Origin of the sequence: Streptomyces sp. NBC_01210 (assembly GCF_036010325.1) — a bacterium.
GTDB lineage: Bacteria > Actinomycetota > Actinomycetes > Streptomycetales > Streptomycetaceae > Streptomyces.
In genome coordinates, this window is record NZ_CP108549.1 from 6,109,060 (window position 1) to 6,121,526 (window position 12,467).

Annotated in this window: 14 protein-coding genes; 10 read left to right on the top strand and 4 right to left on the bottom strand. The window is 70.3% G+C overall.

Annotated elements, in window-relative coordinates:
- Window positions 1-163: 163 nt before the first annotated feature.
- The gene (locus OG735_RS27935) at window positions 164-1,132 is read right to left on the bottom strand and encodes a hypothetical protein (protein ID WP_327325889.1); all 969 of its coding nucleotides are present in this window, start codon (window positions 1,130-1,132) and stop codon (window positions 164-166) included.
- Window positions 1,133-1,171: 39 nt separating this feature from the next.
- Here OG735_RS27935 and dapE point away from each other — a divergent pair, with 39 nt between their 5' ends.
- Together dapE and OG735_RS27945 are read left to right on the top strand one after the other, a co-directional pair.
- Window positions 1,172-2,251 carry a succinyl-diaminopimelate desuccinylase gene (gene dapE / locus OG735_RS27940; protein WP_327325890.1) on the top strand — a complete coding sequence of 360 codons (1,080 nt, stop codon included), beginning with the start codon at window positions 1,172-1,174 and terminating at the stop codon, window positions 2,249-2,251.
- A gap of 79 nt (window positions 2,252-2,330) precedes the next feature.
- A complete protein-coding gene (locus OG735_RS27945; protein ID WP_327325891.1) occupies window positions 2,331-3,098 on the top strand; it encodes a TIGR00730 family Rossman fold protein in 768 nt (255 codons plus the stop codon).
- 237 nt (window positions 3,099-3,335) lie between these two features.
- Here the strand turns inward: OG735_RS27945 and folP are convergent, their stop codons facing one another.
- Window positions 3,336-4,196: a dihydropteroate synthase gene (folP, locus tag OG735_RS27950; RefSeq protein WP_327325892.1), complete on the bottom strand. Its 861-nt coding sequence runs from the start codon at window positions 4,194-4,196 to the stop codon at window positions 3,336-3,338.
- 100 nt (window positions 4,197-4,296) lie between these two features.
- Here folP and OG735_RS27955 point away from each other — a divergent pair, with 100 nt between their 5' ends.
- Window positions 4,297-4,650, top strand: coding sequence for a DivIVA domain-containing protein (locus OG735_RS27955; RefSeq protein ID WP_327325893.1), 354 nt, complete (start codon window positions 4,297-4,299; stop codon window positions 4,648-4,650).
- Window positions 4,647-5,240 carry a DNA-3-methyladenine glycosylase I gene (locus OG735_RS27960; RefSeq protein WP_327325894.1) on the top strand — a complete coding sequence of 198 codons (594 nt, stop codon included), beginning with the start codon at window positions 4,647-4,649 and terminating at the stop codon, window positions 5,238-5,240. Before OG735_RS27955 ends, OG735_RS27960 begins: the two co-directional genes overlap by 4 nt.
- Before the next feature lie 48 nt (window positions 5,241-5,288).
- On the opposite strand, the gene OG735_RS27965 is transcribed toward OG735_RS27960, so the two are convergent.
- Window positions 5,289-6,089 carry an enoyl-CoA hydratase/isomerase family protein gene (locus tag OG735_RS27965; RefSeq protein WP_327325895.1) on the bottom strand — a complete coding sequence of 267 codons (801 nt, stop codon included), beginning with the start codon at window positions 6,087-6,089 and terminating at the stop codon, window positions 5,289-5,291.
- 300 nt (window positions 6,090-6,389) lie between these two features.
- Here OG735_RS27965 and OG735_RS27970 point away from each other — a divergent pair, with 300 nt between their 5' ends.
- Window positions 6,390-6,557, top strand: a complete 168-nt coding sequence (locus OG735_RS27970; RefSeq protein ID WP_003966491.1) for a DUF3117 domain-containing protein — start codon at window positions 6,390-6,392, stop codon at window positions 6,555-6,557.
- 103 nt (window positions 6,558-6,660) lie between these two features.
- On the opposite strand, the gene OG735_RS27975 is transcribed toward OG735_RS27970, so the two are convergent.
- A complete protein-coding gene (locus OG735_RS27975; RefSeq protein WP_327325896.1) occupies window positions 6,661-7,347 on the bottom strand; it encodes an O-methyltransferase in 687 nt (228 codons plus the stop codon).
- Window positions 7,348-7,468: 121 nt separating this feature from the next.
- Here OG735_RS27975 and sigE point away from each other — a divergent pair, with 121 nt between their 5' ends.
- The 5 genes from sigE to OG735_RS28000 all read left to right on the top strand — a co-directional run bounded on the left by sigE (window position 7,469) and on the right by OG735_RS28000 (window position 12,387).
- A complete protein-coding gene (gene sigE, locus OG735_RS27980; protein ID WP_327328485.1) occupies window positions 7,469-8,236 on the top strand; it encodes an RNA polymerase sigma factor SigE in 768 nt (255 codons plus the stop codon).
- A complete protein-coding gene (locus OG735_RS27985) occupies window positions 8,233-9,198 on the top strand; it encodes an anti-sigma factor family protein (protein ID WP_327325897.1) in 966 nt (321 codons plus the stop codon). The genes sigE and OG735_RS27985 overlap by 4 nt, the downstream gene beginning before the upstream one ends.
- A gap of 94 nt (window positions 9,199-9,292) precedes the next feature.
- Window positions 9,293-10,993 carry a S1C family serine protease gene (locus tag OG735_RS27990; RefSeq protein WP_327325898.1) on the top strand — a complete coding sequence of 567 codons (1,701 nt, stop codon included), beginning with the start codon at window positions 9,293-9,295 and terminating at the stop codon, window positions 10,991-10,993.
- Between the two features lie 138 nt (window positions 10,994-11,131).
- Window positions 11,132-11,578, top strand: coding sequence for a sec-independent translocase (locus tag OG735_RS27995; protein ID WP_327325899.1), 447 nt, complete (start codon window positions 11,132-11,134; stop codon window positions 11,576-11,578).
- Window positions 11,579-11,697: 119 nt separating this feature from the next.
- Window positions 11,698-12,387, top strand: coding sequence for a hypothetical protein (locus OG735_RS28000; protein WP_442812503.1), 690 nt, complete (start codon window positions 11,698-11,700; stop codon window positions 12,385-12,387).
- Window positions 12,388-12,467 lie beyond the last annotated feature (80 nt).

Consider the following 12,467-nt stretch of genomic DNA (forward strand, 5'->3'; position numbering starts at 1 on the left):
TTCGGGTAAAGGTGGGCAAACATTCCATTGCGCAATGGTCTGCCGAACCGTCACTTCCCTTTTGCCGCAAGGGGTTTGAGGGGCTGATCGCTACTCGCGCGAACGCCAGGCCGACACCTTGCCCGGAGGTGACCGGAGTGCCTCGTTCGAGGGATGGCGCGGACTACTGCGCGAGGCGAATTCGGACTTCGCCGGTACGGTAATCCGCGCCGGAAGCCTTGCGGGAGTCCGCCCGGGAACCCGCCGCGCCCGTCTCGGCCGAGGTGGCGCCCGCCGCTCGCCAGCCCTTCCCGGACTCCTTGGCGCTCCACACCCGGCCCGCGTACGAGACCTCATCTATGCGCAGCCCGTCCGCCCGCGCCACCGCCCAGTGCGCCAGCTCCCAGCCCCGCTGCGCCGCCCCGCCGCCGTCCGTCCCGATCGTGGACTGCACCGGTACGGACACCTCGCGCGGTGCCGGGGCGTCGGTCCGGCCCGAAGTACCGGCCTTCGGCAGCACCTCGGGACCGAACGCGCGCACCAGCTCGGCCCGCACCTTCGACGCGTCGCCCGCCTCGTCGCCCCTGCCCGACTCGCAGGTCAGGGCCCGGGTCGCGCGGCCGGTCAGCGCAGCCGCCAGCAGCGTGGCGTCCGGCTCGTGCTTCGCGTACGCCTGCGGGAAGCCGCTGCGCTGCACACGCTGTGCCGCGACAGTCAGCGGCAGCCGCGAGTAGCCGGGGACCTCGGCGAGGTGCTCGTAGAACTTCCCGGAGGCGTAGACGGGGTCGAGGATCTGCCCGGCCGTGCCCCAACCCTTCGACGGACGCTGCTGGAAGAGCCCGAGCGAGTCACGGTCGCCGTGACTGATATTGCGCAGCCCCGACTCCTGGAGTGCGGTCGCGAGCGCGATGGTGACCGCGCGCTCCGGCATGCCGCGTGTGGTGCCGACCGCGGAGATCGTCGCGGCGTTCGCGGCCTGTTCGGTGCTGAGCTCGTACGTGGAGCCCGCGGCCGTACGCACCGTGCAGCGCGGAGCGCCGCCGCCGGTGACGTACTGCACAACGACATAGCCGATGAGTGCCAGCAGCACGGCGAACGCGGCCGCGATACGCAGGAGGCGGCCGCGCCGGAGGGGGGAGGCGGTCTCAGGCACGCTGCCCACCGTACTGGAGCCCGCGTTAAGGTCGGAGTCATGCCCGAAACCGTGCTTGACCTCACTCTTGATGCTCCGGCGCTCACCGCCCGCCTGGTCGACTTCCGATCGGTCAGCGGCGAGGAGAAGCCTCTCGCCGACGCGATCGAGCAGGCGCTGCGCGGCCTGCCGCACCTCACCGTCGACCGGTACGGCAACAATGTCGTGGCCCGGACGAACCTCGGGCGCGCCGAGCGGGTCGTGCTGGCCGGGCACATCGACACGGTTCCGATCGCCGACAACGTGCCGTCCCGGCTCGACGAGAACGGCGTGCTCTGGGGCTGCGGAACGAGCGACATGAAGTCGGGCGTGGCAGTACAGCTGCGGATCGCCGCGACCGTCCCCGAGCCGAATCGCGACCTCACCTTCGTCTTCTACGACAATGAAGAGGTCGCCGCACACCTCAACGGTCTGGGGCATGTGGCCGATGCCCATGCCGACTGGCTGGAGGGTGACTTCGCCGTACTGCTCGAGCCGTCCGACGCCCAGGTCGAGGGCGGCTGTCAGGGCACACTGCGGGTCTTTCTCCGTACGACGGGGGAGCGGGCACACTCCGCGCGCAGCTGGATGGGGTCCAACGCCATTCATGCGGCCGCGCCGATTCTGGCGAAGCTCGCCGCGTACGAGCCGCGCCGGCCGGTGATCGACGGTCTTGAGTACCGGGAGGGGCTCAACGCGGTACGGATCGAGGGGGGCGTCGCCAGCAACGTCATCCCCGACGAGTGCACCGTGGTGGTCAACTACCGCTACGCGCCCGACCGGAGCATGGCGGAGGCCGAGGACCATGTCCGCGAGGTCTTCGCCGACTGCGGGGTCGCGGAATTCATCGTGGACGATCACACGGGCGGCGCGCTGCCCGGCCTCTCGCACCCGGCGGCCGCCGCCTTCATGGCAGCGGTCGGCGGGACGGCTCAGCCCAAGTTCGGCTGGACGGACGTCTCACGCTTCAGCGCGCTCGGCGTGCCCGCGGTCAACTACGGACCCGGGGACGCGCTCTTCGCCCACAAGCGGGACGAGCATGTCGCGGTGGAGAAGATCACCCACTGCGAGAACCGGCTCCGAGACTGGCTCACTGCCTGACCGCCCCGATTTCACCTTTCGTAACGTTCTCCGACCTACCCTGACTCAAAGCAACGATGTGCGGCGGAGGGAGCAGGCCATGGGCGACCCCGAGGGAACCGAGGGAACCGAGGGATTGCGGGCGCTGGGGGAGCAGCGACTGGGACCGGTGCTGCGCCGTAGGGAACAGGTGCAGCCCGGCACCACTGATCAGCGTCTGCTGGACACGGAGGGCGACTCCGAGTGGGTGCATACCGATCCCTGGCGGGTCATGCGCATCCAGTCGGAGTTCGTGGAAGGCTTCGGCGCGCTCGCCGAACTGCCCAGCGCCATCAGCGTGTTCGGCTCGGCCCGTACGGGGCCGGGTACCCCCGAGTACGACGCGGGTGTCCGGATCGGCAGGGCGCTGGTCGACGCCGGCTTCGCGGTGATCACGGGCGGCGGCCCGGGCGCGATGGAGGCGGCGAACAGGGGTGCGCGGGAGGCTCACGGCATCTCGGTGGGCCTCGGCATCGAGCTCCCCTTCGAGCAGGGGCTCAATCAGCACGTCGACATCGGCGTGAACTTCCGCTACTTCTTCGTCCGCAAGACGATGTTCGTGAAGTACGCGCAGGGCTTCGTGGTCCTGCCGGGCGGACTGGGCACGCTGGACGAGCTGTTCGAGGCGCTGACCCTCGTCCAGACCCGCAAGGTCACGCGCTTCCCGATCGTGCTGTTCGGCACGGAGTACTGGAGCGGGCTGGTGGACTGGCTGCGGAACACGGTGGTGGCGCAGGGCAAGGCGTCCGAGAGGGACCTGCTTCTCTTCCACGTGACGGACGACGTGGAGGAGGCGGTGGCGATGGTCACGAAGGAGACGGGGCACTAGGAACGGCCGCTGCGCGGGGCTGTTCCCCGCCCCGCCCTTTCCCGCTGTGTCGATGTGCGGCTCCGCCGTGCGGGGAGCGGCGCCGCCCCGGGCCCCGGGCCTCAAACGCCGGACGGGCCGGGACGGGATGGGTTCGGGGCGCAGCCCCGGACCCCACGCCTCAATCGCCGGCGGGGCTGAATTTTTCAGCCCCGCCGGGGGCTGGGGGCCTGCAACCCCACCCGCGGTCAACACCCCTTACGCCAGCCCCCGCCTCGCCACCGCCGGTGCCCGGTGGCCCGCGATCGTCGACACCATGTCCAGGACCTGCTTCGTTTCCGCCACCTCATGGACGCGGTAGACCTGCGCGCCCAGCCACGCCGACACCGCCGTCGTCGCCAGCGTGCCGATCACGCGCTCCTTCACCGGCTTGTCGAGCGTCTCGCCGACGAAGTCCTTGTTCGACAGGGAGACCAGCACCGGCCAGCCCGTCTCTGTCATCTCCCCGAGCCTGCGTGTCGCTTCCAGGCTGTGCCTGGTGTTCTTCCCGAAGTCATGGCCCGGGTCGATCATGATCCCGTCCCTGCGGACGCCCAGCTCAACCGCCCGCTCCGCCAGCGAGACCGTCACTCGAAGAATGTCCGCCATCACATCGTCGTACGCGACCCGGTGCGGCCGTGTCCGCGGCTCCGCGCCACCCGCGTGCGTGCACACCAGACCCGCTCCGTACCGCGCGGCGACTTCCGCCAGCTTCGGGTCCACCCCGCCCCACGCGTCGTTCAGCACATCCGCGCCCGCCTCGCAGACCGCCTCACCGACGTCGTGCCGCCAGGTGTCGACGCTGATGACGACATCCGGATGCCGTCTGCGCACCTCGGCCACGAATCCGACCGTGCGCCGCGCCTCCTCCTCGGCCGTCACCTCCTCGCCGGGACCGGCCTTCACCCCGCCGATGTCGATGATGGCAGCACCCTCTGACACCGCCTGCTCGACGCGGGCGAGCGCGGGCTCGTCCCGGAACGTGGCGCCCTGGTCGTAGAAGGAGTCCGGCGTCCGGTTCACGATCGCCATGATCACCGGCTCGTGCGCGTCGAATTCGCGCCGTCCCAGCCGCAGCATCAGCGGTTTCCTCCTCAGGTCCGTCGCCTGCGACCCTAACTCTCAGACTGTCGTGGCACGATCAGCACCGGACAGTTTCCGCTTGGGGAGAGGCTCGCTCGTGTTCTTGTTCTTGCTGATCGCGATGGTCGTGGTCGTCGCCGCGGTCACCCTCGCCGTGGTCGGCGGCGGCGACAGTGCGGCCCTGCCCGAGGTGGCCCCGGAGCAGCTGGTGGACCCGCTGCCGGTCAGCCGCCCGGTCGGCCGTGCGGACGTCGAGGCGGTCCGGCTGCCGGTCTCGCCCCGCGGCTACCGGATGGCGGACGTGGACGAGGTGCTGAGCCGCCTCGGTGCGGAGCTCGCCGAGCGGGACGCCCGTATCGCCGAGCTGGAGTCGGCGCTGGCCGGCGCGCAGGCCCGTGCGGTGGGCGGCCCCGACCTGTTCACCAAGCCGGGCGAGGAGCGCGACCAGTGACCGGCGAGGCCGTACCCGGGCCCGACGGGAAGCTGCGCTGCCCGTGGGGCCTGTCCACGGCCGACTACGTCACGTACCACGACGAGGAGTGGGGCCGTCCGGTCCACGGCGACGACGCACTGTTCGAACGCCTCTGCCTGGAGGCCTTCCAGTCCGGCCTGTCCTGGATCACCATCCTGCGCCGCCGCGAGGGTTTCCGTGCCGCCTTCGACGACTTCAAGATCGCATCCGTGGCGGCGTACACCGACGCCGACGAGGAGCGCCTCCTCGCCGACGCCGGGATCATCCGCAACCGAGCCAAGATCGAGGCGACGCTCGCCAACGCGCGCGTGCTCGCCGACTGGCCGGCCGGTGAGCTGGACACGCTGATCTGGGCGTACGCCCCGGATCCCGCGAAGCGACCGGCCCCGCGCACGATCGCCGACGTCCCCGCGGTCACCGACCAGTCCACGGCGCTGGCGAAGGCCCTCAAGAAGCGCGGCCTGCGCTTCATCGGACCCACCACGGCGTACGCGCTGATGCAGGCGTGCGGTCTCGTCGACGACCACCTGAGCGGCTGTGTCGTCCGCGGAGCCGGCTCCCGGGGCTAGGCGCCCCCAGGGGGCAGCGAAGCCCCCGGCCTGCGCCCCGGGGGGCGCCTAGCGGCCGAGGTACTTCGGCTTCTCCTTGGCGATGAACGCCTGGACAGCGATCGTGTGGTCCTCCGACGCGCCCGCCCTCGCCTGGAGCTCGTCCTCCTTGCCCAGCGTCTCGCTGAGCGTGTGACCCGCGCCGTACGCCAGGGACTCCTTGAGCGCCGCGTACGCCACCGTCGGGCCCTCGGCCAGCGCACGGGCCACCGCGACGGCCTCGGCGGCCAGGTCGGCGGCGGGGACCAGCTTGTTCGCGATGCCCAGCTCGTACGCCTCCTGCGCGGAGAACGAGCGAGGGAACAGCAGCAGGTCGGCGGCGCGGCTCTGGCCGATCAGCCGGGGCAGCGTCCAGGAGACCCCGGAGTCGGCGGTCAGCGCGACACCCGCGAAGGAGGTCGTGAACTTGGCGTTGTCGGCCACGACGCGGTAGTCCGCGGCGAGGGCGAAGCCGAGGCCCGCGCCTGCCGCCACGCCGTTGACCCCGGCCACGACCGGCTTGGGCATCTCGGTGAGCGCCCGCACGATGGGGTTGTAGTGCTCCCGCACGGTGTTCATGGTGCTGCCGGTGCCGTGCTCCCGGTCCTCCGCGAGCAGGGAGATGTGCTCCTTGAGGTCCTGGCCCACGCAGAAGGCGCGCCCGGACGCGGTGAGCAGTACCGCGCGTACGGCGGGATCGGCGGCGGCAGCCTGGGCCGAGTCCCGGAGAGCGACCTTGGCCTCGGTGTTCATCGCGTTCATGGCCTCGGGCCGGTTGATCGTGATCGTCGCGAGTCCGTCGCTCACCTCGTACAGCACGGAGTCGGCCATGGCAGGTCCCCTTTACGGCTCAAGAGTGGTGTTCAGGCTCAGCATGGCGGAGATCGTCGGGGGCGAACATGTGACCTGCGTCAAACAATCTTCCGCTTCGGGCCCGTGGGCGGTGGCGAAGTATCGCAGGCGGATCGCCGCTTTGAGTGGTTTTGAGAGAGCGCGTTGCGCAAGCGATGCCGACTGATGTTGGTCATCGGGTCCCGCCATGCGGGATAATGACCTGGAAGCAATGTGTTCGATGCCGGTGACACCTGGGTTGTCGGCTGCGATGAGCTGGTTTCAGGAAGGGGAACGAGCATGGCGGCCATGAAGCCGCGGACGGGCGACGGCCCGCTCGAGGTGACCAAGGAGGGGCGGGGCATCGTCATGCGCGTTCCGCTCGAAGGCGGCGGTCGGCTTGTGGTCGAGCTGACTCCGGACGAAGCCGATGCCCTCGGCGACGCCCTGAAGAAGGTCGTCGGCTGACGCGGGAAGCGCACACAATTTTCACTGCCCCGGCACTCATGGTGCCGGGGCAGTGCTGTGTTCGGGGGGCTCCGCATGGCCGGGCCTGCCGGGGCGGGGCCGGTCAGCCGCGGCGGACCGCGCAGAGCAGGCCGTCGCCCACCGGAAGCAGCGAGGGCAGCAGCTCCTGGCTCTCCCGCACCGCGCGCAGCAGCTCGCGAAGTCGTACGACTTCCGCCGGCTGTGCCGCCGAGTCCACCGTGCGACCGTCCGCGAAAACGCCCTCGAAGCAGACAAGACCGCCTGGTCGCAGCAGGCGCAACGATTCAGCGAGATAGTCCAGCGACTCCATGCGGTCGCCGTCGCAGAAGACGAGGTCGTAGCCGCCGTCCGCGAGCCGCGGCAGTACGTCGAGGGCGCGGCCGGGGATGAAACGCGCCCGGTTCCCGGCAAAGCCGGCCGCGCGGAAGGCCTCCTTGGCGAACTGCTGCCGGTCCGGCTCCGGATCCACCGTCGTCAGTACGCCGTCGGGCCGCATGCCTTGCAACAGATAGATCCCGGAGACACCGGTGCCCGTACCGATTTCGGCCACCGCTTTCGCGTCAGCCGTGGCAGCAAGCAGTCGCAGCGCTGCGCCGGTGCCTGGTGACACCGAGGGGAGCCCCGACTCGCGGGCCCGGTCGCGGGCCCAGCGGAGTGTGTCGTCCTCGGCGACAAAGGCGTCGGCGAACGCCCAGCTCGTCTGCCGGTTGGCGGTAATGACCCTCTCCTGTCCCCGTAGATGGCGCGACGCTGACTGTATCCGCTGCACCGGGAACCCGCAGATGGGACCAGGCGTTATGGGAGACAGGGGGAAGCGCATGGATCAGGGCCGGAAGCAGGACCCAAATTCGCGTAAAGATTCTTATCCGGAGCTAACGGGCGAGGTGGCTATGGTAGGGGCTCCGCTGAACACCACCAGAGCCGACAGGGGAGGTGCGGCTGCACCTGCGGATCGGAGAGGAGTGCTGAGGCGCTTTCTCAGGTCACCGGGTGAGCCGAGATCCGTGACCTACATTGCTGACCGTTCCCGCTCCACCGACTCCGCAGCTACCGCGACCTTCGCATCGGATGCGGAATCGCAGGCGTGGACGCCTCCCACCTGGGAGGAGATCGTCAGCACGCACAGCGGCCGGGTCTACCGCCTCGCCTACCGGCTGACGGGCAACCAGCACGACGCAGAGGACCTCACGCAGGAAGTCTTCGTCCGCGTCTTCCGCTCGCTGTCGACGTACACGCCCGGCACCTTTGAGGGCTGGCTGCACCGCATCACCACGAACCTCTTCCTGGACATGGTCCGCCGCAAGCAGCGCATCCGTTTCGACGCGCTCGGCGACGACGCGGCAGAGCGGCTGCCCAGCCGCGAGCCGTCTCCGCAGCAGGTCTTCAACGACACCCACTTCGACGCGGATGTGCAGCAGGCGCTGGACACCCTCGCGCCGGAGTTCCGTGCCGCCGTGGTGCTCTGTGACATCGAGGGTCTCTCGTACGAGGAGATCGCCGCGACGCTGGGCGTGAAGCTCGGCACGGTCCGCAGCCGGATCCACCGCGGCCGGTCGCATCTGCGCAAGGCCCTGCAGCACCGTTCCCCTCAGGCTCGTGCCGAGCAGCGCACGCTGGCGGGTGCGGTCGGCCTGGCAGGAGAGGGCGGACCGGCGTGAGTGGCTCGAGTCCCACCCCCGCGGAGCAGCACCTGGGGGACCGGCTGGCCGCGCTGATCGACGGCGAGCTGAAACACGATGCCCGCGACCGGGTGCTGGCCCATCTGGCGACCTGTCCCAAGTGCAAGGCCGAGGCCGACGCCCACCGCCGGCTGAAGAACGTCTTCGCGCAAACCGCTCCGCCGCCGCCCTCCGAAGGGCTGCTCGCGCGGCTCCAAGGGCTGCCCGCAGGACCCGGAGGTGACGACGACCGCTCGGGGGGACCTTTCGACGGGGGGCGGCTCGCCAATGGCGTCTTCAACGCGCTGAATCCCTCCGCGAAGCCCGGACGCGACTCCCGCACGTCCCGGACGGAGACCTTCGGCTACGTACCGGCGGGCGCGCACGCGACCGTGCTTCCCGGCTCCGGCGGCGGCTTCCGGATCCATGACGTGGGTCGTACGGACGCGGAGCGCTCACCCTGGCTCGGCCGGAGGTTCGTCTTCGCGGCGGCCAGCGCGGTGTCCTTCGCCGCGATTGCCCTCGGCGGAGCGATTCCGCTGGACGCCTCGGTGCAGGCAGGTCCCAGGGGCGAGGGCGCGGGGAACAACGTCACACCGCTGCGCGCCGTGACCCCGACCACGGGCACCAGCGGAATGAACAACGGCGCGGGCACCAGGGCAACCCCCAGGGGCACGGAGGCCGACCGCCGGCGCAGCGGTGGCAACGGCCTGGCCAGGTCGGACAACCGGCCGGTCATCGCCGCGGCGCCCAGCCTGCTGGCCCCGGCGGCGCCGTTGAACCACCCGTTTTCCGCCTCGATACTGACCGACACCTCGTCCGCCCTGTCCCCGCTGATACGTCCCACCGGCTCGGCGTTCCAGCTCGCCACCGCTCCCGGGTTCAACTCGTCCGCCACGCCCGTCCCCACCCATCTCGCCGCACCGACCCAGCCTTCTCGGCCCCTCTCGTCCCGGCGCTGACCAGGTCCCTGCACGATGATTCGCAAACCTGGTTGAATCCTCTGAGGGGTGCCCCAGGAGGGTGCCGCAGTGGTCGGCAGTTTGCGGGGAGAGCATGGACGACGGGAAGCCCACCGGGCCGAAGGCGAAGTGGTGGAGCCGGCCCAGTGCGGGACGTACGACTCACTCCGAGCCTGGTGCGCCGGCACCGGCGCACCAGGAGACCGAGGTAACGACTGAACTGCCTCCGGTGCAGACCTCGGTGCAGGCCCCCGTGCCCGTGCCCGTGCCGCGGGACGCCGAGACGGCCGTCGACCCGGTGCCCGCAGCCCAGCCCGCAGCGGAACAGAGTCGGCCGCAGCCCCTGCACGAGCCCGATGCGTACAGCACCCCGCCCTACGGCGGGCCCGGGCCATGGGCGCCGGCCCCTCCCGTACAGCGGCCGATGCCGACTCCGGCGCAGGGCACACCCGTACCGCCGGCGTACCCCGCGCAGAACGGAACACCGGCCGGTGGGGGCACCGGCGGCGGATATGCGCCGCCGCCCCAGTCCCCGTCCCCCCAGCAGCCGCACGCCCAGCCTCAGCCGCACCCCCAGCCCCAGCCCCAGGAGCGGCCGCAGCCGCTGCCCTCGCTGTGGCTGCAGTACGACCCGTGGAGCACACCCGGGCAGCCGCTGACCCACGTCGGTGAGCCCGTAAACAAGAAGCGCCGACGCGGATCGCTGCTGGTCGGGGCGGTCCTGCTCGCGCTCGTCGCCGGTGTTGTCGGCGGCGGCATAGGCGCGTACATCGAGCGCAACGGCGGCATCACCAGCGTCGAACTCCCGCAGGCCGCCAAGGACAACGGCAACCGCGCACCCGACAGTGTTGCCGGTATCGCCGCCAGCGCCCTGCCGAGCGTTGTCACCCTCCATGTCAGCGGCGGCGGCGAACAGGGCACCGGAACCGGATTCGTACTCGACCAGCAGGGCCACATCCTCACCAACAACCATGTCGTCGACCCGGCAGGCTCCGCGGGTGAGATCTCGGTCACCTTCAGCGGCGGCGAGACCGCCAGGGCGACGCTCGTCGGCAAGGACAGTGGTTACGACCTCGCCGTCGTCAAGGTCTCCGGTGTCTCCGGCCTCAAGCCGCTGCCCCTCGGCAACTCCGACAACGTCCAGGTGGGTGACCCGGTCGTCGCCATCGGCGCGCCGTTCGATCTCCAGAACACCGTGACCTCCGGCATCATCAGCGCCAAGGAGCGCCCCATCACCGCGGGCGGCGAGAAGGGTGACGGCAGTGATGTCAGCTATGTCGACGCGCTGCAGACCGACGCCCCGATAAACCCCGGCAACTCCGGCGGCCCGCTGGTGGACACCAAGGCCCGTGTCATCGGCATCAACAGCGCGATCCGGGCCGCGGACAGCGGCACGGACACCCAAGGAGGCCAGGCCGGCTCGATCGGACTCGGCTTCGCGATCCCCATCAACCAGGGCAAGCGTGTCGCCGAGGAGCTGATCAACACCGGTAAGGCCACCCACCCGGTGATCGGCGTCAGTCTCGACATGAAGTACACCGGCGACGGCGCACGCGTCGGCGACAAGGGCAGGGACGGCTCCGCGTCGGTCAGCAAGAACGGCCCCGGCGCCAAGGCGGGCATCAAGGCGGGCGACATCATCACCAAGATCGACGGCCAGCGGGTGCACAGCGGCGAGGAGCTGATCGTCAAGATCCGCGCCCACCGCCCCGGTGACCGGCTGGAGCTGACGGTGGTTCGCGCCGGCCGTGAAGGGAAGATGACGCTGACACTCGGCTCCGCGGACGGCACATGACGGCCGGTCGAACGGCCGCCGGACGGCTCGGCGCAGCGCCCATCGAAAGGTACCGCGCAGAAGTTTCGGCGGGTACCGTGGATCGGGCCCGGACCCCATCCGACCTGGCGGGCCGCAGAGAACACGAGGAGCAGCAGGGTGTTCAACGACATAGGCGCACTGGAGCTGGTGGCGCTCGTGGTGCTCGCCGTGCTCATCTTCGGCCCCGACAAGCTGCCGAAGGTCATCCAGGACGCCTCACGGTTCATCCGGAAGGTCCGCGAGTTCTCCGAAAGTGCAAAGCATGACATTCGGAGCGAACTGGGGCCGGAGTTCAAGGACTTCGAGTTCGAGGACCTCAATCCCAAGACGTTCATCCGCAAGCAGCTGGACGAGAACGAGGATCTGAAGGACCTCAAGGACCTGCGCAGCAGCTTCGACCTCAAGAAGGAGATCAACGAGGTCGCGGACGCGGTGCACGGCAACGAATCCGCGGCCTCGGTCCCGGCCGCCGTCAACGGCTCGCCCGGCACCCCCGACCTGCTCAAGAAGCGCGAAAACGTCGATCGGGACGAGCGACCGCCCTTCGACGCAGACGCGACCTGAGTACCGTCAATCCCTGCGAGCCGGGACAGGGTGGTTATTCTCCATCTGTCCGGACGTGAGGACGCCCGAGGGGGGCGGGTCCGCTCCGGGCCTCGGAGACAGAGGAGGCGGCCGGGTAGATGGAGACGACAAGTCGGCTAGCGGCGCAAGGAACGGTCAGCGATTCTCCTGCGCCCGGCGGGGAGAACCCGCTCACGACGCAGCGGGTGACAGCGGCTCAGCGTGTGGTCGACGGATTTCTGCGTGCGACCTTCCCCTGGTACGGACTGGACGAGGCCTTCACCGGCCCGCGCCGGCTGATGCAGGTGGGTACCGCGGCGGACGGCACGGTCCAGCACGGCTCCATGGGCCACGGCGACGAGCCGTCGATACGGTCGGACGCGGGCGGCCCGGAAAAGGAGCGCTTCGCTGTCGTCGTCACCGTGGCTGCCAGCCCGGTACGGCACACCGGCGACGGCACGGGCGTACTGGACGCCACCACGGCCTCCTCCGCGGCCTGGCTGGCCGGCTCGGGGCTCCTGGCCCACACCTGGCCCGGTCAGCTCGACCACTCGCTGCGCGACAACTGGCTGGACCAGCAGACCGAGACCGCCTTCGAGCTCGCCGACGATCTGGCGGGACCGGCCTGGTTGATGCTCTCGCTGCCCGTCGACGGTGTGCCGACGCCCTTCCACTACCGCGAGTCGGAGTTCGGCTGGGTGCTCGCCGGCTCGACCGGGGCCGGGGTGCACGTGGGCGCGTACGGGCGCGGCATGAGCGCGTACGGGCTGGGCTTCTCTGCGGTCCAGAACCTCGGCGCGTACGTCTAGAGCGTAGGGCTGGAAGGTCGGGCTGGAGGGTCGGGCTGGAAGGTCGGGCTTACGACGAAGGGGCGCCGCTCATGAGCGGC